Genomic DNA, 20,749 nt, shown 5'->3' with positions numbered 1-20,749 from the left:
TGGCCGTGGGTCGGTAGGACGTCGGTCTGTCTGCCGGAGGTCGGGCGCGGGGTCAGGCCAGGGCCCGTACCAGCTCCGGTGTGAGCTCGGGGTGGCTCACCCGCTCCGGCACCACCGACACCGCGTCGCAGCCGACCCACTCGGCCGCCTCGCGCAGCGCCGCCGCCACCGCCGGCACGGCCTTCGGGCCGTCGAGCGTCACCTGCCGGGCGACGAGCGTCCTGCCCTCGCGCGCGGGGTCCACCCGGCCGACCAGACGGCCCCCGGCGAGAACCGGCATCGCGAAGTAGCCGTGCACCCGCTTCTGCTTCGGTACGTACGCCTCCAGGCGGTGCGTGAAGCCGAAGATCCGCTCCGTGCGGGGGCGCTCCCAGATCAGCGAGTCGAACGGCGAGAGCAGCGTCGTACGGTGCCGGCCGCGCGGCTCCGTGGCCAGCGCCGCCGGGTCCGCCCAGGCGGGCTTCCCCCAGCCCGCCACCGTGACCGGCACGAGTCCGGCCGCCTCCACCACGGCGTCGAACTGCTCGCCCTTGATCCGGTGATAGTCGGCGATGTCCGCGCGCGTGCCCACGCCGAGCGCCTCCCCGGCCTGTCGTACCAGGCGCCGCACGCACTCCGTGTCGTCCAGGTCGTCGTGGAGCAGGGCCTGCGGGACAGCCCGCTCGGCCAGGTCGTACACCCGCTTCCAGCCGCGCCGCTCGACCACGACCACCTCGCCGTACATCAGCGCCCGCTCGACGGCGATCTTGGCGTCGGACCAGTCCCACCACTCGCCCTTGTTCTTGGCGCCGCCCAGCTCGGTCGCCGTCCGCGGCCCCTCGTCCCGCAGCTGGTCGATGACCTTGTCGTACGCCCCCGCCGACAGCTCGTGGTGCCACTGCGGGCGGCCGCGGTAGGCGCGGCGGCGGAAGGCGAAGTGCGGCCACTCCTCGATGGGCAGGACGCAGGCCGCGTGCGACCAGTACTCGAAGGCGTGCGCCCCCGTCCAGTACGCGTCCTCCACCGCCGGGCGCCCCACGGCGCCCAGGCGCGCGTACGGAATGAGTTCGTGCGAGCGGGCCAGCACGGAGATCGTGTCGAGCTGGACCTGACCGAGCGACCGGAGCACCCCGCGCACTCCGGCCCTCCGGTCCGGCGCGCCCAGGAAGCCCTGGGCGCGCAGCGCGATCCGGCGGGCTTCGTCGGCGGACAGTTCGGCGGCGGGGCGCGGCACAGTCGTCATGATCCGCACCCTAGGCCCCGGCACTGACAGTCAGACCGTCTCGGCCGGGCGCTCGGGGGTGGGGAGGTACGGCAGGGGGCTCGGGAGGCCGAAGTCGGAGGGGAGCAGGGCGCCGACCCAGGAGTCCCGCAGGGTGCCCTTGTTGGTGAGGCCGGCGCGCTGGGCGCCCTCCATCACGAAGCCGACGCGCTCGGCCACCGCGCGCGAGCCGACGTTGCCCACCTCGGCCCGCCAGAGCAGACGGGTGCAGCCGAGGGCGGTGAAGGCCCAGTGGGCGAGGGCACGGACGGTCTCCGTCATGTAGCCGCTGCCCCGGTGTTCCTTGACCAGCCAGTAGCCGACCTCCCAGACGCCCATGCCACGACTGGTCAGGGACACGGCGGCGAGCAGCGGGCCGCCGGCCAGCGGTTCGACGGCGAAGGAGTAGTCGGTGTCCTCGCGCCAGCCGTCGGGCACGAGCCGGTTCAGGAAGAACTCGGCGTCCTGGCGCGTGTAGGGGTCGGGGACGACGGTCCAGCGCCGGATGTCCGGGTCCTGACAGATGGCGTACACCGCGTCGGCGTCCTCGGGGACGAAGTTCCTCAGGCGCAGTCGGTCGGTGGTGAGGGTGATGGGATCCATGCCGGGATTGTGGTGACCGCGCGCACCGGAAGCGAACACTTTTCGGGTGGGGCGGCACCTTCCGCCCACCTCGTGCGTTCTCTTTCCGGGCGGACGTACGGCTCCGGCACTGCGGGCCTCCCTTCGCGCGGGCGGTCTCGCTTACGATGGCCGTTGCGGTGGGGACCACCTGCCGTGCCCGCGCTCGCGTCCATCACAAGACCCAGTGCCAGGCCCGACCGGCAAGGAGACCAGCCTCAGTGTCCGTCTTCAACAAGCTCATGCGTGCAGGCGAAGGCAAGATCCTGCGCAAACTGCACCGCATCGCGGACCAGGTCAACTCCATCGAAGAGGACTTCGTCAACCTCTCCGACGCCGACCTGCGGGCGCTCACCGAGGAGTACAAGCAGCGGTACGCCGACGGCGAGAGCCTCGACGACCTGATGCCCGAGGCCTTCGCGACGGTTCGCGAGGCCGCCAAGCGCGTCCTCGGCCAGCGCCACTACGACGTCCAGATCATGGGCGGCGCCGCGCTGCACCTCGGCTATGTCGCCGAGATGAAGACCGGTGAGGGCAAGACCCTCGTCGGCACCCTCCCCGCGTACCTCAACGCGCTGTCCGGCAAGGGCGTCCACCTGATCACGGTGAACGACTACCTGGCCGAGCGTGACTCCGAGCTCATGGGCCGTGTGCACCGCTTCCTCGGTCTGTCCATCGGCTGCATCCTCGCCAACATGACGCCGGCCCAGCGCCGTGAGCAGTACAACTGCGACATCACGTACGGCACGAACAACGAGTTCGGCTTCGACTACCTGCGCGACAACATGGCGTGGTCCAAGGACGAGCTCGTCCAGCGCGGCCACAACTTCGCCTGTGTCGACGAGGTCGACTCGATCCTCGTCGACGAGGCCCGTACGCCGCTGATCATCTCCGGCCCGGCCGACCAGGCGACGAAGTGGTACGGCGACTTCGCCAAGCTCGTCACCCGCCTCTCCAAGGGCGAGCCCGGCAACCAGCTCAAGGGCATCGAGGAGACCGGCGACTACGAGGTCGACGAGAAGAAGCGGACCGTCGCCATCCACGAGGCCGGTGTCGCCAAGGTCGAGGACTGGCTGGGCATCGACAACCTCTACGAGTCGGTGAACACCCCGCTGGTCGGCTACCTGAACAACGCCATCAAGGCGAAGGAACTGTTCAAGAAGGACAAGGACTACGTCGTCATGGACGGCGAAGTCATGATCGTCGACGAGCACACCGGCCGTATCCTCGCCGGCCGCCGCTACAACGAGGGCATGCACCAGGCGATCGAGGCGAAGGAAGGGGTGGCGATCAAGGACGAGAACCAGACCCTCGCCACGATCACCCTCCAGAACTTCTTCCGCCTCTACGACAAGCTGTCCGGCATGACCGGTACGGCCATGACCGAGGCCGCCGAGTTCCACCAGATCTACAAGCTGGGCGTCGTCCCGATCCCCACGAACCGGCCCATGATCCGCAAGGACCAGTCGGACCTGATCTACCGGACCGAGGTCGCCAAGTTCGCCGCCGTCGTCGACGACATCGCGGAGAAGCACGAGAAGGGTCAGCCGATCCTCGTCGGCACGACCTCCGTCGAGAAGTCCGAGTACCTCTCGCAGCAGCTCTCCAAGCGCGGTGTCCAGCACGAGGTCCTCAACGCCAAGCACCACGAGCGTGAGGCCAGCATCGTCGCCCAGGCCGGCCGCCGCGGCGCCGTCACCGTCGCCACGAACATGGCCGGTCGCGGTACGGACATCAAGCTCGGCGGCAACCCTGACGACCTCGCCGAGGCCGAGCTGCGGCAGGCCGGTCTCGACCCGATCGAGCACGTCGAGGAGTGGGCCGCGGCCCTCCCCGCCGCCCTTGAGCGCGCCGAGAAGGCCGTGAAGGCGGAGTTCGAGGAGGTCAAGGAGCTCGGTGGTCTCTACGTGCTGGGCACCGAGCGCCACGAGTCCCGCCGTATCGACAACCAGCTGCGCGGTCGTTCCGGCCGTCAGGGCGACCCCGGCGAGTCCCGCTTCTACCTCTCGCTCGGCGACGACCTGATGCGCCTGTTCAAGGCGCAGATGGTCGAGCGCGTGATGGCCATGGCCAACGTGCCGGACGACGTGCCGATCGAGAACAAGATGGTCACCCGTGCCATCGCCTCCGCCCAGTCGCAGGTCGAGACCCAGAACTTCGAGACGCGTAAGAACGTCCTGAAGTACGACGAGGTCCTCAACCGGCAGCGTGAGGTCATCTACGGCGAGCGCCGCCGTGTCCTGGAGGGCGAGGACCTGCACGAGCAGATCCAGCACTTCATGGACGACACGATCGATGACTACATCCGCCAGGAGACCGCCGAGGGCTTCGCGGAGGAGTGGGACCTCGACCGTCTGTGGAACGCGTTCAAGCAGCTCTACCCGGTGAAGGTCACCGTGGAGGAGCTGGAGGACGCGGCCGGCGACCGTGCGGGCATCACCGCCGAGTTCATCGCCGAGTCGATCAAGGGCGACATCCACGAGCAGTACGACTCGCGGGAGAAGCAGCTCGGCTCGGACATCATGCGTGAGCTGGAGCGGCGTGTGGTCCTGTCCGTCCTGGACCGCAAGTGGCGCGAGCACCTCTACGAGATGGACTACCTCCAGGAGGGCATCGGCCTCCGCGCCATGGCGCAGAAGGACCCGCTGGTCGAGTACCAGCGCGAGGGCTTCGACATGTTCACCGCCATGATGGAGGGCATCAAGGAGGAGTCCGTCGGCTACCTGTTCAACCTGGAGGTCCAGGTCGAGCAGCAGGTCGAGGAGGTCCCGGTGCAGGCGAGCGCTCCCTCGCTCACCAAGGAGGACGCCGTTCCCGTCGCCACCGGACGTCCGGAGATCCGCGCCAAGGGGCTCGACGCCCCGCAGCGGCCGGACCGGCTGCACTTCTCCGCGCCGACCGTGGACGGCGACGGCGGTGTCATCGAGGGCGACTTCGCCTCCGACGACGCGGACTCCGGTGACGGGATGACGCGTGCGGAGCGTCGCAAGGCGCAGAAGAACGCGGGCGGCGGTCGTCGCCGTAAGAAGTGACGTCGTGCCGCTGAGGCGGTGACGCGTCGTCGTGGGGGTCGGTCGCCCGTCGGGTGGCCGGCCCCTTCGTCTTGGGCCGGCGCCTGGTTCGGGTGGCCGGCCCCCTTTGTCATGCGGGGCGGCCGCGTGGTCGGGTGGTCGGTGCCTGTGTCATGCGGGGCGGCCGCGTGGTTCGGGTGGTCGGTGTCTCTGTCATGCGGGGCGGGTCGTGGCTGTCGCGCCGAGGCCGTCGAGTTCGACCGCCGCGCAGCGCCAGCGCTGGTCGTCGCCGCGCTCCAGACGGAACGCCATCGCCCGTACGCGGGGGCCGGTGGCGATCGTCGCGAAGGCCTCCACGGCCGTCCGGTCGGTGTCCACCTGGACCGAGCAGCGGCGCAGGACCGGGCGGGGGCCGAGTGACCGCAGGGGCGTCTCCGGGGCGATCCGGACGAGCTGCTCGTACGCCTCGCCGACGGTGTGTCCGAGCATCCAGTGGACCGGCCGCTCCCCGCTGAGCACGGCGAGGAGGCGCTCGGCGAAGACGGTGTGCGGCGGGAGCGCGCGGGGCGGGGTGGCGGTTCCGGGGCGGACGCCGGCGGGGCCGCGGGGGCGGGTGCCCGCGGGGCCGCCGGGGGCGGTGCGGGGGCGCGGGGTGCGCGGGGAGCCCGGGCGGGTGGTGGCCGCCGTCGAGGGGCGCGGCTGCGGCGTCTGCGTGGCGGTCGTGAGGGCGGTGGTCATCGCGGTCCCCTGTCGTTGCGTAACCGGCTCGTACCGGTCAGTAACTTCCGTTGGGGATCTTGTACGGGTGTGCCGGGAGCTCCCGCAAGGAGCCGAGGGCCGGGAGGGTGCCCGAAAGTGGAATCACCTATCCGGGTGACGCGCTGGAAAATCGGCTCTCCGGGGTCGGGAGAAGCGCCTCCCGCGGTGGACGCCGGCCGGTGCAGGCCGGGAACCCCGAAGGGGGACTCCGCACGTATCCTGAGGGCCTCTCCGTCTACGAAAGCGGCAGCCATGCGCGTGTACGTCCCCCTGACCCTCCCCGGTCTCGCACAGGCGCACAAGGCGGGCGAGCTGGGCCCCGGCCCGCTGACGGCCTACGCCGTCACCCCCGCCCTGCGCGAGTGGTACGTCTCCGACGACATCGAGGAACTGGAGTACGCGGCGCTCAACCGGGCCGCGTCCGCCTCCCTGCGCCTCCTCGCCGGCGACCCCGGCGCCCCCCGTCGCCGGATCGTCGTCGCCGTCGACGTGGCGGACAAGGACGCGGCCACGGACCCCGACCGGGGACTCGACGCCGGTTCCGTCGGCGAGGTCCGGATCGCCGGGCCCGTGCCGCTCGCCAAGGCGGCCGCGGTGCACGCGGACGCGGACGACGCGGAGCCGGACGTGACGGCCGCCGCGGGCGCGCTGGGGGCGGCGGACCAGGGTGACGACGACGCGCAGTTCGTGGTGGACGGCGCCGAGGACCACGAACTGCTGTGGTTCGGGGTGCAGGAGATTCCCGGACTGCTGGGCTGACCCGCCCCGGACCCACCGCCGGGTCTTCACTGTCGGAGCCGCCGGGTACGGTCTGTCCATGGGGAAGCACGACGGCTTGCGGGGCAAGCACCTGGTCTGGGACTGGAACGGCACACTGCTCGACGACACGAGTGCGGTGATCGCGGCGACCAACGCCGCGTTCGCCGAGCTCGGGCTCGAACCGATCACGCTGGAGCGGTACCGCGAGCTGTACACGGTGCCGGTGCCCAAGTTCTACGAGCGGCTCATGGGGCGCCTGCCCACCGACGCCGAGTGGATCGTCATGGACGGCGCCTTCCAGCGGCACTACGGGGAGCGGGCCGCGACCTGCGGGCTGACCGCCGGTGCCGCCGAGCTGCTCGCGGCCCGGCAGGCGTCCGGGCTCACACAGTCGCTGCTGTCCCTCGCGCCCCACAGGGACCTCATACCGCTGGTCCGGCGGCACGGGATCGCCGAGCGGTTCCTGCGGATGGACGGGCGCGTCGACACCTCGACGGACGGGAAGTCCGGGCACATGGTGCGGCACCTGGCGGCGCTCGCCGTACCCGCCGAGCGCGTGGTCGTCATCGGTGACGCCGCCGATGACGCGGTGGCGGCGGCGCATGTGGGGGCGAAGGCCGTGCTGTACACCGGGGGGTCGCACAGCCGGGCGTCGTTGTCGCGGGTGGGAGTGCCGGTGGTGGACTCGCTGGACGAGGCGGTGGCGGTCGCCGAGGCGCTGGTGTAGGGCCCTCCGGGGGCGGGTGCGGCCCGGTGGGAGCGCGTCAGGCCTTCGCGCGGAGGACCTTCAGGAATTCGCGCATCCAGGTGGGGTGGTCCGGCCAGGCCCGGGAGGAGACCAGGAGGCCGTCGACGACCGCCGCGCTGTCCTGGAAGGTCGCACCGGCCGCCTGCATGTCGAGTTCGAGCGCCGGGTACGCCGTGACCCGGCGGCCCTCCAGACCGCCGACCGCCGCCGTCAGGAGCGGGCCGTGGCAGATCTGGGCCACCGGCTTGTCGGCATCGAAGAACGCCTTGAGCACCTTGCGGAGTTCCGGGTCGTTGCGCAGGTACTCCGGCGCCCGGCCGCCCGGGATCACCACCGCCACGTACGCGCCCGGGTCGACCTCCGAGAAGGCCAGGTCGGCGGGCCAGGTGTAGCCGGGCTTCTCGGTGTACGTGTCGAAGCCGGGCTCGAAGTCATGGACGACGAACCGGAGCTGCTTGCGGGCCGGAGCCGCGATGTCGACCTCGTATCCCTCTTCGAGCAGCCGCTGGTAGGGGTACAACACCTCCAGCGACTCCGCCGCGTCACCGGTCACGATCAGGATCTTCGCCATGGCTCTCCCAGATCACAGAGGTTCGGTCTGCTGTGCTGCGCCCATGCTCCGGTACACGCTGCCCGTGGCGGGGCACTTTGCCAAGAGGACATGTGTCGCTGTCCATAACGTCAAACTTCCACCCCCTCTTTTGTACACATACGGACCATGACGGCCCGGGGGTGGGGAGCGATAGGCTTTTCCCGTGATCAGCGCTATACGGCGAGGGGGCAACGCAGCCCCCGGCTACCGCCCGGCCCGCGACAGCGGCCGGGCCGACCGTGCGTTCGCCGATCCTTCCCGCCCGGGCGTGCCGCACTCCGTGGCCGATATCGACCCGGGCATCTCTCATTCGGGCATAACGTCGTCTTCGACCGGAATCACCGCGTCGAGACGTTGTGTCCTTCCTTCCACCGACGTCACGCAACGGCGCGCGACCAGGAGTCAGAGGACATGCAGACCAAGCTGGACGAAGCCAAGGCCGAGCTGCTCGAAAGGGCTGCTCGGGTAGCTGAGCACAGCCCGGTCGGGGGGCGACTTCCGACGGGCCCGGAGGGTGCCGGGGGGCGCCCGGACCGGGACACCGTGCTCGAGTACCTCCAGCGCTACTACCTGCACACCGCGCCGGAGGACCTCGGCGACCGGGACCCGGTCGACGTGTTCGGCGCCGCGCTCTCTCACTACCGGCTCGCGGAGAACCGTCCTCAGGGCACCGCGAGCGTCCGCGTCCACACTCCGACGGTCGAGGAGAACGGCTGGACAAGCAGCCACTCCGTCGTCGAGGTGGTCACCGACGACATGCCGTTCCTCGTGGACTCGGTCACCAACGAGCTGTCACGTCAGGGCCGCGGCATCCACGTCGTGATCCACCCGCAGGTCCTCGTGCGCCGGGATGTCGCGGGCAGGCTCATCGAGGTCCTCTCGGCGCAGATCCAGGGCGAGCTGCCGCACGACGCGCTCACCGAGTCGTGGATCCACGTCGAGATCGACCGTGAGACCGACCGTGCCGACCTCAAGCAGATCACCGCCGATCTGCTGCGCGTCCTGTCCGACGTCCGCGAGACGGTCGAGGACTGGGAGAAGATGCGCGAGGCCGCTCTGCGGATCGCCGACGGCCTCCCGGGCGAGCCCACCGCCTCCGACCTGCGTCCGACCGAGGTGGAGGAGGCCCGCGAGCTGCTGCGCTGGCTCGCCGACGACCACTTCACCTTCCTCGGCTACCGCGAGTACGAGCTGGTCAACGGGGACGCGCTGTCCGCCGTCCCCGGTACGGGCCTCGGCATCCTGCGCTCCGACCCGCGGCACTCGGGCGACGACGAGGGCCACCACGCCCACCCCGTCTCGCCGTCCTTCAGCCGGCTGCCCGCCGACGCCCGTGCCAAGGCGCGCGAGCACAAGCTGCTGATCCTGACGAAGGCCAACAGCCGCTCGACCGTGCACCGTCCCTCGTACCTCGACTACGTCGGTGTGAAGAAGTTCGACGCCGACGGCAACGTCGTCGGTGAGCGCCGCTTCCTCGGCCTGTTCTCCTCGGCCGCGTACACCGAGTCCGTCCGCCGCGTCCCGGTCGTCAAGCGCAAGGTCCAGGAGGTCCTGGAGGGCGCCGGCTTCTCGCCGAACAGCCACGACGGCCGCGACCTGCTCCAGATCCTGGAGACGTACCCGCGCGACGAGCTGTTCCAGACCCCGGTCGACCAGCTCCAGGCCATCGTCACCAGCGTCCTGTACCTCCAGGAGCGCCGCCGGCTCCGGCTCTACCTGCGCCAGGACGAGTACGGCCGCTACTACTCGGCCCTCGTCTACCTGCCGCGCGACCGCTATACGACCCGCGTCCGGCTGCGGATCATCGAGATCCTGAAGGAGGAGCTCGGCGGCACCAGCGTCGACTTCACCGCCTGGAACACCGAGTCGATCCTGTCCCGGCTGCACTTCGTCGTCCGCGTCAAGCCCGGCACCGAGCTGGCCAAGCTCACCGACTCCGACGTCGACCGCATCGAGGCCCGGCTCGTCGACGCCGCCCGCTCCTGGGCCGACGGCTTCGCCGAGGCGCTGAACGCCGAGTTCGGCGAGGAGCGCGCCGCCGAGCTGCTCCGCCGCTACGGCAATGCCTTCCCCGAGGGCTACAAGGCCGACCACTCGCCGCGCGCGGCCGTCGCCGACCTGGCCCACATGGAGGCCCTCGCCCGCACCAGCGGCAAGGACTTCGCGCTCTCCCTCTACGAGCCGGTCATCGCGGGCCCCGGCGAGCGCCGCTTCAAGATCTACAAGACGGGCGACCCGATCTCCCTCTCCGCCGTCCTGCCGGTCCTCAACCGGCTCGGCGTCGAGGTCACCGACGAGCGCCCGTACGAACTGCGCTGCGCCGACCGTCCGCACGCCTGGATCTACGACTTCGGTCTGCGGCTGCCCGCCTCCACCGGCAACGGCGCCGACTCCTTCGGCGACGACGCACGGGAACGCTTCCAGGAGGCCTTCGCCGCCACCTGGAACGGCGAGGCGGAGAACGACAACTTCAACTCGCTCGTCCTCTCCGCCGGGCTCACCTGGCGAGAGGCGATGGTGCTGCGCGCGTACGCCAAGTACCTGCGCCAGGCCGGTGCGATGTTCAGCCAGGACTACATGGAGGACACCCTCCGCAACAACGTCCACACCACCCGGCTGCTCGTCTCCCTCTTCGAGGCCCGGATGTCCCCGGAGCGCCAGCGCGCGGGCACGGAGCTGACCGACGGCATCCTGGAGGAGCTGGAGGGCGCCCTCGACCAGGTCGCGAGCCTGGACGAGGACCGGATCCTGCGGTCCTTCCTCACCGTCATCAAGGCCACGCTGCGGACCAACTTCTTCCAGAAGACGGCGGACGGGGGGCGCCACTCCTACGTGTCGATGAAGTTCGACCCGCAGGCCATCCCCGACCTCCCCGCGCCCCGCCCCGCCTTCGAGATCTGGGTGTACTCCCCGCGCGTCGAGGGCGTCCACCTGCGCTTCGGCAAGGTCGCCCGAGGCGGCCTGCGCTGGTCCGACCGCCGTGAGGACTTCCGTACGGAGATCCTCGGCCTGGTCAAGGCGCAGATGGTCAAGAACACCGTCATCGTGCCGGTCGGCGCCAAGGGCGGCTTCGTCGCCAAGCAGCTCCCGGACCCGTCCGTCGACCGTGACGCCTGGCTGGCCGAGGGCATCGCCTCGTACAAGACCTTCATCTCGGCGCTGCTCGACATCACCGACAATCTGGTCGCGGGCGAGGTCGTGCCGCCGGTCGACGTGGTCCGCCACGACGAGGACGACACGTACCTCGTGGTCGCCGCCGACAAGGGCACAGCGACCTTCTCCGACATCGCCAACGGCGTCGCCGAGTCGTACGGCTTCTGGCTGGGTGACGCCTTCGCCTCCGGCGGCTCCGCCGGCTACGACCACAAGGGCATGGGCATCACCGCCCGCGGCGCCTGGGAGTCCGTCAAGCGCCACTTCCGCGAGCTGGGTCACGACACCCAGACCGAGGACTTCACCGTCGTCGGCGTCGGCGACATGTCCGGCGACGTCTTCGGCAACGGCATGCTGCTCTCCGAGCACATCCGACTGGTGGCCGCCTTCGACCACCGGCACATCTTCATCGACCCGAACCCGGACGCGGCCGTCTCGTACGCCGAGCGCCGCCGGCTCTTCGAGCTGCCCCGCTCGTCCTGGGCCGACTACGACCCGGCGCTGCTCTCCGCGGGCGGTGGCATCCACCCGCGCAGCGCCAAGTCGATCCCGGTCAACGCACAGGTCAGGGCCGCCCTCGGCATCGAGGACGGGGTCACCAAGATGACTCCGGCCGAGCTGATGAAGGCGGTGCTCCACGCCCCCGTCGACCTGCTGTGGAACGGCGGCATCGGCACCTACGTCAAGTCCTCGGTCGAGTCGAACGCCGACGTCGGCGACAAGGCGAACGACGCCATCCGCGTCGACGGTCAGGACGTGCGCGCCAAGGTCATCGGCGAGGGCGGCAACCTCGGCGCGACCCAGCTGGGCCGTATCGAGTTCGCCCGCGTCGGCGGCCCCGAGGGCCAGGGCGGCAAGGTCAACACCGACGCCATCGACAACAGCGCCGGTGTCGACACCTCCGACCACGAGGTCAACATCAAGATCCTGCTCAACGGGCTCGTCGCCGAGGGCGACATGACCGTCAAGCAGCGCAACAAGATCCTCGCCGAGATGACCGACGAGGTCGGCACGCTCGTCCTGCGCAACAACTACGCGCAGAACACGGCCCTGGCCAACGCCGTCGCCCAGTCGCCCTCGCTCCTCCACGCCCACCAGCGGTACATGCGCCGCCTGGGCCGCGACGGAGCCCTCGACCGGTCGCTGGAGTTCCTGCCCAACGACCGTCAGATCCGCGAGCTGCTGAACAACGGCAAGGGGCTGAGCCAGCCGGAGCTCGCCGTCCTCCTCGCGTACACCAAGATCACGGTGGCCGACGAGCTCATCGGTACGGGGCTGCCGGACGACCCGTACCTGCGCGGGCTGCTCCACGCGTACTTCCCGACGCTGCTGCGCGAGAGGTTCCCCGAGGCCGTCGACAACCACGCGCTGCGCCGCGAGATCGTCACCACGATCCTCGTCAACGACACGGTCAACACCGGCGGTTCGACCTTCCTGCACCGCCTCCGCGAGGAGACCGGCGCGTCGATCGAGGAGATCGTCCGGGCGCAGACCGCCGCCCGCGTCGTCTTCCGCCTCAGCCAGGTCTGGGACGCCGTCGAGGCGCTCGACAACCGGGTGCCGGCCGAGGTCCAGACCCGGATGCGGCTGCACTCCCGCCGGCTCGTCGAGCGCGGCACCCGCTGGCTGCTCAACAACCGGCCGCAGCCGCTCCAGCTCACCGAGACCATCGACTTCTTCGCCGACCGCGTCGACGAGGTCTGGGAGCAGCTTCCGTCGCTGCTGCGCGGCGCGGACCTGGAGTGGTACCAGTCGATCCTGGACGAGCTGACCGCCTTCGGTGTGCCGGAGGAGCTCGCGCTGCGGGTCGCCGGCTTCTCGTCCGCGTTCCCGATCCTCGACGTCGTCGCGATCGCCGACCGGACGGGCAAGGACCCGCTCGCGGTCGCAGAGGTCTACTACGACCTGGCCGACCGGCTGCGGATCACCGCCCTGATGGACCGCATCATCGAGCTGCCGCGCAGTGACCGGTGGCAGTCGATGGCCCGGGCCTCGATCCGCGAGGACCTGTTCGCGGCGCACTCGGCGCTGACGGCGGACGTCCTGGCGGCGGGGAACGGCACGTCGAGCCCGGAGCAGCGGTTCAAGGCCTGGGAGGAGAAGAACGCGGCGATCCTGGGCCGCGCGCGGACGACCCTGGAGGAGATCCAGGGGTCGGACACCTTCGACCTGGCGAACCTGTCGGTGGCGATGCGGACCATGCGCACGCTGCTCCGTACGCACAGCTAGGCAGTACGTGAGGAAGGGCCCCGCCGGTGCTCCGGCGGGGCCCTTCGACGTTCCGGGCGGTGGCGGTCCCGTCATTCCGTTCCGGCGGTGACCGCCGAGGTCCACAGACGGCGGGCGGCGAGCAGGGCCGCCGCGAGCAGCAGGCCGTTGCGGAGCACCATGACGGTCAGTCCCTGGGTGGTGCCGGCGACGACCTGGTCGTAGAGGACGGGATACGCGAGCGAGCTCAGCGCGGCCGCCGGGAGCAGCAGCAGTGCCACCGGGCGCATCACCGTCTGCCGGGAGGTCAGACAGACGGCGGCGAGGCCGAGCAGCCAGATCATGTACTGGGGGCTGATCACCCGGCTGGTGGCGGTGAAGAGGAGAACGGCGGTGAAGGCCGCGTCGAGCGGGGTGGCGGCGGTCCAGCGGTCGGCCCGGACGCGCCACAGGAGCAGCCAGCCGAAGGCGATGACGGTGAGCAGCAGGGCGAGGTGGCTGAGGGTGGAGACGTACGGGCCGACGTACTCGAAGGCGCCGTAACGGAACTCGACCCTTCCCGGCCAGGCGCCGGTGGCCCCGGCGAGCGCGAGGGCCGTGCCGCCGAGGGACTCGATCTGGATGCCCCGGTCGCCCTGCTGCCGCAGGAAGCCGAGGGGGCCGGAGAAGAAGAGCGCGAGGGTGGCGAGGAGGGCGAGGGCGGCGACGGCCGCGGAGGTCCAGGCCTCGCGGCTGGTACGGCCCCGGGGGGTGCCGATCAGGGTGAGCGCCGGCCAGACCTTGACCATGGCGCCGATGCCTGCGAGCGCTCCGCCGAGCCGGTGGAAGGCGGTGGCGCGGGCGCCGAGGGCGAGCAGGGCGAGTACGGCGAGGGCGGTGGTCTGGACGTCGTACCGGGCGAGGGGCAGGTGGAGGAGGAGCGGCAGGCCGCACACCCAGATCCAGGCGCCGTGGGTGAGGCGGGCGCTGTCGGCGCGGGTGAGCGCGAGGGCGATGACGGCGTCGGCGAGGAGGCTGAGGGCGACGAACGCCTGGAAGTAGGTCAGCCAGGGGAGGAGACCGGGCGCCATGATCACGAGCCCGGCGCCGGGCGGGTACTGCCAGGTGACGTCGCCGACGGGGAAGGCGCCCTGCGCGAACTGCTCGTACCAGTGCTGGTAGAGCTCCACCTCGCGGCCGACCCCGCCGATGCCGAGGGTGTCGCGGAGGAGCAGCAGGACCATGCCGATGCGGGTGAGGAGCCAGACCGCGGCGAGGGCGAGGTGGGGGCCGCTGCCGACCGTGACGAAGGTGGCGGAGGTGAAGGTGTCCGAGTCGAAGGGGGAACCGGTCAGGGCGGGCGGCTCGGTGCCGGTGCGGGGAGGGGGCTGGGTGCCGGTGCCGGAGGGGGGCTCGCCCGCGGGAGGGGGCGGCGACTCAGGGTGATCGTTCGTCATCCCACCGTACTGTAGACCGCTTTGCTCTGTTTGCCCGCTTATCGGGGCCTTGTTCCGGTGAACTCCTCGTACGCCGCCACCACCTCCTTCGCCGGGCCGTCCATCCGCAGCGTCCCGGCCTCCAGCCACAGCGCGCGCCCGCAGGTCTCCGTGATGGTGGAGTGTGCGTGGCTGACCAGGAACACCGTCCCCGCCTCCGCCCGCAGTTCGTCGATTCGCCGTCGGCTGCGCAGGCGGAAGCGTGCGTCGCCGGTGGCGAGGGCCTCGTCGATGAGCAGGACGTCATGGCTCTTCGCGGCGGCGATGGAGAAGCGCAGCCGGGCGCCCATGCCGGAGGAGTACGTCCGCATCGGGCGGGAGATCGCGTCGTCCTTCTCGTTGATGCCGGAGAAGTCCACGATGCCGTCGTACCGTTCGCGGACCTCCGCGCGGCTCATTCCCATGGCGAGACCGCCCAGGATCACGTTCCGCTCACCGGTCAGATCGTCCATCAGGGCCGCGTTGACGCCGAGGAGCGAGGGCTGCCCCTGGGTGTAGACCTGGCCCCGTTCCACGGGCAGGAGGCCCGCGACGGCCTTCAGGAGGGTGGATTTTCCCGATCCGTTCGAACCGATCAGGCCAATCGCCTCACCCCGGTACGCGACGAAGCTGACCCCCTTCACGGCGTGGACGCGGCCGCCGTGGACCGTGTACGTGATGTGGACGTCGTCGGCCACGACGGTCGGGGTCCTCGTCCTGTCGCTGGGAACGTCAACCACGGCCGTACGTCTCCTCCGCCTTCCAGAACCAGATGAAACCGCCCGCGAAGGCGAGCGCGGCCCAGCCGGCGGCGAGTGCCCAGACGTGCGGTGGCAGCTCCGCCGCGGTGTAGCTCTCGATCAGGGCGAAGCGCATGAGGTCGATGTAGACCGCCGCCGGGTTGCATTGCAGGGCGAGCACCACGCCCTCCGGGACGCGGCCGTCGCTCGCCAGGTTCTGGATGGACCACATGGCGCCCGAGGCGTACATCCAGGTGCGGAGCACGAACGGCATCAGCTGCGAGATGTCCGGGGTCCGCGCCGCGATCCGGGCCAGGGCGAGCGCCACGCCCGTGCTGAACAGTGCCTGGCAGAGGAGGGCGGGCACGGCGAGCAGCCAGCTCCAGGCGGGGAACTCGCCGAAGCAGCACAGGATCGCGACGAGTGCGGTGAGCGAGAGGAGCAGTTGCTGGAGCCGCTGGAGCGCGAGCGAGACCGGCAGGGCGGCGCGCGGGAAGTGGAGGGCGCGGACCAGGCCCAGGTTGCCGCTGATCGCCCGGGTGCCGGCCAGGAGCGTGTCGGAGGTGAACGTCCACACGAAGACGCCGGTGAGGAGGAAGGGGACGTAGTCCGGGATGCCGTGCTCGACGTTCATCAGGATGCCGAAGATCGCGTAGTAGACGGCCGCGTTGAGGAGCGGGGTCATCACCTGCCAGACCTGGCCGAGGCGAGCCTGGCTGTACTGGGCGGTGAGGCGGGCGGTCGCGAAGGCGGTGATGAACGCGCGGTGGGACCAGAGCTGCCGGACGTAGGCGGGGAGCGAGGGGCGGGCGCCGCTCACGGTGAGGCCGTGGCGCAGGGCGAGGGCGCGGAGGTCCTCGGGGGGAGCGCCGTCCGGCGTGGGTGGGGTGGGCTCCGCGGTGGTTGGTGGCGGTGGGGCGGGTTTTACGGCGGGAGTGGGCGTGGGCGCGGCTTCGGCTGCGGTCTCGGTGGTCATGGGCGGGTGCTTTCGACGGAGGGCGCGGGCATCCTCTGCGACGGGACGTGTCCGTATCGTCGCTACGGGGACAGTAGGACGCGCAACGTCGGAACGCAACCGTATCGTCGTGACGATGGCGGGGTGTCGCCGTTGGCTAGGATGCCGTTCATGACCGCACCGACCCCCCGCCGCGCCCCCGCCGGAGCCGCCGTACTCCGCGAGGACGTGACCGAGGCCATCCGCGCCGCCGTCTTCGAGGAACTCGCGGCCGTCGGCTTCGCCCGCATGTCCATCGAGGGCATCGCGCGCCGCGCGGGAGTCGGCAAGACCGCCGTCTACCGGCGCTGGAAGTCCAAGCTCGCCCTCGTCCTCGACCTCGTCGGCGCCTTCGCCGCCCAGGGCATGCCGGCCCCCGCCACCGGCTCCCTGCACGGGGACGTGCGCGCGCTCCTCGAAGTGGCCTCGGGCGCCCTGCGCCACCCGGTCGCCTCGCAGGTCATCCCCGACCTGCTCGTCGAGGCCGCCCGGCACCCCGAGATCGCCGAGGCGGTCACCGCCACCCTGCTCGACGGGCAGCAGGGGGTCATGACACGGATCGTCCGCGAGGCCGTCGCGCGCGGCGAACTCTCCGAGGACACCGACCCGGGCCGCGCCCTCGACCTGGTCGTCGGACCGCTGTACTGGCGGCTCGTCGTGGTCCGTACGCCCCTGCCCGAGGGGTACGTGGACGATCTCGCGCGGTCGGCGGTGGCGGCGCTCAAGGCCTGACCGGGGAGGCCCGGCCGTACTACTTCACCGCGCCCGCCATCACCCCCGACGCGAACTGCCGCTGGAACGCGAAGAACACCACCAGCGGCACCACCATCGACACGAACGCCCCCGGCGCCAGCACATCCACGTTGTTGCCGAACTGCCGTACCTGCTGCTGGAGCGCCACCGTGATTGGCGGCGACTGCGAGTCCGCGAAGATCAGCGCGATCAGCATGTCGTTCCACACCCACAGGAACTGGAAGATCCCCAGCGAGGCGATCGCGGGGCCGCCGAGCGGCAGCACCACCCGGGTGAAGAGGCGGATCTCCCCCGCCCCGTCGAGACGCGCCGCTTCGAGCAGCTCGCGCGGGATCTCCGCGAAGAAGTTCCGCAGCAGGAAGATCGCGAACGGCAGGCCGAAGGCTGTGTGGAAGAGCACCACCCCGAGGGTCGTCTCGAAGAGCCCCACCGCGCCGAAGAGCTTCGACACCGGTACCAGGGCGACCTGCACCGGGACCACGAGCAGGGCCACCACACCCAGGAACCACCAGTCGCGGCCGGGGAACTCCAGCCACGCGAACGCGTACCCGGCGAACGAGCCGATGACGAGCACGAGCAGGGTGGACGGCACCGTGATCAGGACGGTGGAGACGAGGGAGCCGGTGATCGTGTCGTTCGCCAGGAGATGCGTGTAGTTCTCGGTGGTCAGCCGGGCCGGGGCCGTGAACACCTGCCACCAGCCGCCCGCCGCGATGTCGGACGGCGAGCGGAGCGAGGAGAACAGCAGCCCCACCGTCGGCAGCAGCCAGAACAGGCCGGTGAGGACGAGGAACACGCGCACCGCGCCCCCGGCGGCCCGGGCGGCGAGCCGCGCGACGAGGGAGCGGGGCCTGACGTCGGCGGAATGACTCATCGGCGGGCCTCCCGGCGCAGGCGGCGGATGTTGAAGATCATCACCGGCACCACGAGGAGCAGCAGCAGGACGGCGATGGCCGAGCCGACCCCGAGATCGGCGTCCGTACCGAACGACGAGCGGTACAGCTGGAGCGCCAGCACGTTCGCGTCGTCCTGGGCGGAGCCCGGCGCGATCACGAAGACCAGGTCGAAGACCTTGAGTACGTTGATCATCAAAGTCACCAGGACGACCGCGAGGACCGGCGCGAGCAGCGGCACCGTGATCCGGCGGAACACCTGCCACTCGTTCGCCCCGTCCACCCGCGCCGCTTCGAGCAGCTCCCGCGGCACGGCGGCGAGCCCGGCGCCGATCAGCACCATCGCGAACCCGGCCCACATCCACACGTACGCCCCGATGACCGCCGGGGTGACGAACGACGGGCCCAGCCACTCCACGCCGTTGTACTGCTCCCGGAAGTTGCTCGCGGGCAGACGCAGCACGGCTCCGTCCACCCGGTCGGCGGGCAGCGAGAAGGTGCCGTCGGCGGCTGCCGTGGCCCTGGCGACGACCTCTCCGTCCCGTACCGCCTCGATCCGCAGCCCCGCGAGGCCCCGTTCGGCCGGGTCGACCGCGTTCGGCCGCCCGCCGCCGCCCCGGGTGAAGTCCAGCCAGGCCGTACCGACGACGGTCCCCGCCACGGGAGCCGGCTCCCGGGCCGGGCGGGCCTCCTCCGGCATCTGCCCCGGGGCCACCCCGATCAGCGGAAGCCGTACGGGCTCCCCGGCGCGCACCGGGTCCTTCGTGACGAACGCGCCGTCCCCGGCCGCCTTCAGCGGATGCACGGGCAGCGGCCGGGCCCGGGGGAACCCGGACGACTCGGCGAAGGTGTCGTGGACGCCGACCCAGACCGCGTTGGCGACCCCGCGGTCCGGATCCTGCTCGTAGACGAGCCGGAAGATGATCCCGGCGGCGAGCATCGAGATCGCCATCGGCATGAAGACGACCAGCTTGAACGCCGTACCCCAGCGGACGCGTTCGGTGAGCACGGCGAAGACCAGGCCGAGCGCGGTCGCCACCGCGGGGGCGAGGACAAGCCAGATCAGGTTGTTGCGGACGGCCGTGCGGAGCGAGTCGTCGGTGACGAGGGCGAGGTAGTTGTCCAGGCCGACGAAGGAGCCGCCCGAGCGGTCGAAGAGCGAGCGCTGGACCGAGTACCCGATCGGGTAGACGACGAGCGCGCCGAGCAGGAGCAGGGCGGGGAGCAGGAATCCCGCCGCCACCGTCCTGCTTCTGCCGTTTCTGCCGCGGGTGGTTTTCGGCGTGCGGGTGTCGCCGCCCGTGGCCCTGGGTGGGGGGATGCGGTCGCCCGTGGTGCTCGGCGTGTGGTTGCCGTTGCGCGTGGTCCTCGGCATGCCGGGGCCTCAGCTCTTCGCCGCGGCCCGGTACGCCTTCTCCGCGTCCGCCTCAAGACGGGCCTGTGTCCCCGCGATGTCCTTCGGGTTCTTCAGGAAGTCCTGGAGCGCCTTCCACTCGCCCTTGCCCGGCGTCCCGCCGAAGGACTGCGGCATCTGGTCCGACATGTCGAAGCGGAAGTCGTCACCGGCGCCGATGAGCGCCTTCGCGATCTCGCGCTGGACGTCGTTCGGGTACGTCGCCGGGTCCAGGTTCTTGTTGGGGGAGAGGAAGCCTCCCTCGGCCGCCCAGATCTTCGCCGCGTCCGGGGAGGCGAGGAAGGCGAGCAGCGCCTTGGCGCCCTTCGTGTCCTTGAGGGCCACGGCCGCGTCGCCGGCCGTCACCACGGGGGTGGTGCCCTCGCCGACGGTGGGGAACGGGAAGACCTTCGCGTCGGTACCGATCTTCGCCTTCGTCTGCGCGATGTTGACGGCGGCGAAGTCGCCCTCGAAGACCATCGCCCCCTTCGGCTGGTCACCGCCCGTGAAGGTCTGGGTGACCGAGACCGGGTACTCCGTCTGCAGGGCGCCGCTCGTGCCGCCGGCGAGCAGCGCCGGCTTGCCGAACAGTTCGCCCAGGGTGGTCAGGGCCGCCGTGACGGACGGGTCGGTCCACTTGATCGTGTGCTTCGCCAGCTCGTCGTACTTGGCCGGGCCCGCCTGCGAGAGGTAGATGTTCTCGAACCAGTCGGTGAGCGTCCAGCCGTCCGCGCCGCCCACCGAGACCGGGGTGACGCCGGAGGCCGAGATCGTCTCGGCCGTGCCGAGGAACTCCTTCCAGGTCTTCGGCTCGGTGGCGCCCGCGTTCTCGAAGACGGCGGAGTTGTACCAGACCAGGGACTTGTTGGCGGCCTTGAAGTACACCCCGTACTGGGTGCCGTCGACCGCGCCGAGCTCCTGCCAGCCGCGCGAGTAGTTCGCCGCCAGCTGGGCCTCGGCCTCCGCGCCGACCGGCTTCAGCCACTTCTGCGCCGCGGCCTGCCGGATCGCGCCCACCTGCGGGAGCATCGCCACGTCGGGCGGCGCGCCGCCCGCGATCTTGGTACCGAGGAAGTTCACGATCGGGTCCTGGGCCGGCACGAAGGTGACGGTCGCGCCGGTGCGCTTCTCGAACTCCTTCAGGACCTTGGTGAAGTTCTCCTGCTCCGGTCCCGTCCAGACGGCCGCGACCTCGATCTTCTCGCCCTTGAGGGGCAGATCGCCGCCGGTCGTCGGACCGGGGTCCTTCCCGGCCTCGCCGCCGCACGCCGCGAGGGCGAGTGCGGCGAGTGCGGCGAACGCCGTCGTGGTCACTGCGGCCTTGCGTGGACGAAGAGTTGTACGCATCGCTGCCCCGTCTCTCCCGTGCGCGTCGCTGTCCCGTGCCGACAGGTCTACGCCGGGTGGCGGGGCCCCGCAATACCGCCTTCC

General features: G+C 70.9%; 15 protein-coding genes. 5 read left to right on the top strand and 10 right to left on the bottom strand.

From position 1 onward, the window contains the following. Positions 1–52 precede the first annotated feature (52 nt). Positions 53–1,222: a winged helix-turn-helix domain-containing protein gene (locus ACFVYX_RS02830; protein WP_389679469.1), complete on the bottom strand. Its 1,170-nt coding sequence runs from the start codon at positions 1,220–1,222 to the stop codon at positions 53–55. A 30-nt stretch (positions 1,223–1,252) separates the two neighbouring features. Next, a complete protein-coding gene (locus tag ACFVYX_RS02825) occupies positions 1,253–1,843 on the bottom strand; it encodes a GNAT family N-acetyltransferase (RefSeq protein ID WP_389679468.1) in 591 nt (196 codons plus the stop codon). A 239-nt stretch (positions 1,844–2,082) separates the two neighbouring features. On the opposite strand from ACFVYX_RS02825, the gene secA reads away from it, so the two are divergent. After that, positions 2,083–4,893 (top strand): preprotein translocase subunit SecA, encoded by a 2,811-nt coding sequence (gene secA / locus ACFVYX_RS02820; protein ID WP_389679467.1) that lies wholly within the window; start codon positions 2,083–2,085, stop codon positions 4,891–4,893. A gap of 192 nt (positions 4,894–5,085) precedes the next feature. On the opposite strand, the gene ACFVYX_RS02815 is transcribed toward secA, so the two are convergent. Further along, complete coding sequence (locus tag ACFVYX_RS02815) at positions 5,086–5,610, bottom strand: Rv3235 family protein (protein WP_389679466.1); 525 nt, start codon at positions 5,608–5,610, stop codon at positions 5,086–5,088. Between the two features lie 273 nt (positions 5,611–5,883). On the opposite strand from ACFVYX_RS02815, the gene ACFVYX_RS02810 reads away from it, so the two are divergent. Both ACFVYX_RS02810 and ACFVYX_RS02805 read left to right on the top strand, forming a co-directional pair. Continuing rightward, complete coding sequence (locus ACFVYX_RS02810) at positions 5,884–6,390, top strand: DUF6912 family protein (protein WP_389679465.1); 507 nt, start codon at positions 5,884–5,886, stop codon at positions 6,388–6,390. A gap of 58 nt (positions 6,391–6,448) precedes the next feature. Next, positions 6,449–7,117 (top strand): HAD family hydrolase, encoded by a 669-nt coding sequence (locus tag ACFVYX_RS02805; protein WP_389679463.1) that lies wholly within the window; start codon positions 6,449–6,451, stop codon positions 7,115–7,117. Between the two features lie 37 nt (positions 7,118–7,154). On the opposite strand, the gene ACFVYX_RS02800 is transcribed toward ACFVYX_RS02805, so the two are convergent. Continuing rightward, positions 7,155–7,709 carry a DJ-1/PfpI family protein gene (locus ACFVYX_RS02800; protein WP_365777692.1) on the bottom strand — a complete coding sequence of 185 codons (555 nt, stop codon included), beginning with the start codon at positions 7,707–7,709 and terminating at the stop codon, positions 7,155–7,157. Positions 7,710–8,141: 432 nt separating this feature from the next. On the opposite strand from ACFVYX_RS02800, the gene ACFVYX_RS02795 reads away from it, so the two are divergent. Then, the gene (locus tag ACFVYX_RS02795) at positions 8,142–13,112 is read left to right on the top strand and encodes an NAD-glutamate dehydrogenase (RefSeq protein WP_389679462.1); all 4,971 of its coding nucleotides are present in this window, start codon (positions 8,142–8,144) and stop codon (positions 13,110–13,112) included. A gap of 71 nt (positions 13,113–13,183) precedes the next feature. Here ACFVYX_RS02795 and ACFVYX_RS02790 read toward each other — a convergent pair whose 3' ends face one another. Genes ACFVYX_RS02790 through ACFVYX_RS02780 form a run of 3 tightly spaced genes read right to left on the bottom strand, consistent with a single transcriptional unit; the run spans position 13,184 to position 16,261 of the window. Continuing rightward, complete coding sequence (locus ACFVYX_RS02790) at positions 13,184–14,527, bottom strand: glycosyltransferase 87 family protein (protein ID WP_389679461.1); 1,344 nt, start codon at positions 14,525–14,527, stop codon at positions 13,184–13,186. Between the two features lie 38 nt (positions 14,528–14,565). Continuing rightward, on the bottom strand, positions 14,566–15,285 hold the full coding sequence (locus ACFVYX_RS02785; protein WP_389679460.1) for an ABC transporter ATP-binding protein: 720 nt from the start codon (positions 15,283–15,285) through the stop codon (positions 14,566–14,568). After that, complete coding sequence (locus ACFVYX_RS02780) at positions 15,278–16,261, bottom strand: ABC transporter permease (RefSeq protein ID WP_389679459.1); 984 nt, start codon at positions 16,259–16,261, stop codon at positions 15,278–15,280. The genes ACFVYX_RS02785 and ACFVYX_RS02780 overlap by 8 nt, the downstream gene beginning before the upstream one ends. Before the next feature lie 141 nt (positions 16,262–16,402). Between ACFVYX_RS02780 and ACFVYX_RS02775 the strand changes: the two genes are divergently transcribed. Next, complete coding sequence (locus tag ACFVYX_RS02775; RefSeq protein ID WP_389679510.1) at positions 16,403–17,011, top strand: TetR/AcrR family transcriptional regulator; 609 nt, start codon at positions 16,403–16,405, stop codon at positions 17,009–17,011. Between the two features lie 19 nt (positions 17,012–17,030). Here the strand turns inward: ACFVYX_RS02775 and ACFVYX_RS02770 are convergent, their stop codons facing one another. The 3 genes from ACFVYX_RS02770 to ACFVYX_RS02760 are packed head-to-tail and all read right to left on the bottom strand — an operon-like array spanning position 17,031 to position 20,665. After that, entirely contained in the window at positions 17,031–17,906 is an 876-nt protein-coding gene (locus ACFVYX_RS02770; RefSeq protein ID WP_389679458.1) for a carbohydrate ABC transporter permease, read from the bottom strand. After that, positions 17,903–19,300, bottom strand: a complete 1,398-nt coding sequence (locus tag ACFVYX_RS02765; RefSeq protein WP_389679457.1) for a carbohydrate ABC transporter permease — start codon at positions 19,298–19,300, stop codon at positions 17,903–17,905. Before ACFVYX_RS02765 ends, ACFVYX_RS02770 begins: the two co-directional genes overlap by 4 nt. Before the next feature lie 9 nt (positions 19,301–19,309). Beyond that, entirely contained in the window at positions 19,310–20,665 is a 1,356-nt protein-coding gene (locus tag ACFVYX_RS02760; protein WP_389679456.1) for an ABC transporter substrate-binding protein, read from the bottom strand. Positions 20,666–20,749: the final 84 nt, after the last annotated feature.

The sequence above is a fragment of the Streptomyces sp. NPDC058326 genome, from assembly GCF_042879855.1.
Lineage (GTDB): Bacteria > Actinomycetota > Actinomycetes > Streptomycetales > Streptomycetaceae > Streptomyces.
The sequence above is the reverse complement of the archived record's forward strand: the minus strand, read 5'-3'. Positions and strand labels throughout refer to the sequence as shown.

Bases quoted from the DNA above. Each gene is read 5' to 3' on its own strand.
- ACFVYX_RS02830 (WP_389679469.1), bottom strand. From the start codon at position 1,222: ATGACGACTGTGCCGCGCCCCGCCGCCGAACTGTCCGCCGACGAAGCC.
- ACFVYX_RS02825 (WP_389679468.1), bottom strand. From the start codon at position 1,843: ATGGATCCCATCACCCTCACCACCGACCGACTGCGCCTGAGGAACTTC.
- ACFVYX_RS02815 (WP_389679466.1), bottom strand. From the start codon at position 5,610: ATGACCACCGCCCTCACGACCGCCACGCAGACGCCGCAGCCGCGCCCC.
- ACFVYX_RS02810 (WP_389679465.1), top strand. From the start codon at position 5,884: ATGCGCGTGTACGTCCCCCTGACCCTCCCCGGTCTCGCACAGGCGCAC.
- ACFVYX_RS02805 (WP_389679463.1), top strand. From the start codon at position 6,449: ATGGGGAAGCACGACGGCTTGCGGGGCAAGCACCTGGTCTGGGACTGG.
- ACFVYX_RS02800 (WP_365777692.1), bottom strand. From the start codon at position 7,709: ATGGCGAAGATCCTGATCGTGACCGGTGACGCGGCGGAGTCGCTGGAG.
- ACFVYX_RS02795 (WP_389679462.1), top strand. From the start codon at position 8,142: ATGCAGACCAAGCTGGACGAAGCCAAGGCCGAGCTGCTCGAAAGGGCT.
- ACFVYX_RS02790 (WP_389679461.1), bottom strand. From the start codon at position 14,527: ATGACGAACGATCACCCTGAGTCGCCGCCCCCTCCCGCGGGCGAGCCC.
- ACFVYX_RS02780 (WP_389679459.1), bottom strand. From the start codon at position 16,261: ATGACCACCGAGACCGCAGCCGAAGCCGCGCCCACGCCCACTCCCGCC.
- ACFVYX_RS02775 (WP_389679510.1), top strand. From the start codon at position 16,403: ATGCCGTTCATGACCGCACCGACCCCCCGCCGCGCCCCCGCCGGAGCC.
- ACFVYX_RS02770 (WP_389679458.1), bottom strand. From the start codon at position 17,906: ATGAGTCATTCCGCCGACGTCAGGCCCCGCTCCCTCGTCGCGCGGCTC.
- ACFVYX_RS02765 (WP_389679457.1), bottom strand. From the start codon at position 19,300: ATGCCGAGGACCACGCGCAACGGCAACCACACGCCGAGCACCACGGGC.
- ACFVYX_RS02760 (WP_389679456.1), bottom strand. From the start codon at position 20,665: ATGCGTACAACTCTTCGTCCACGCAAGGCCGCAGTGACCACGACGGCG.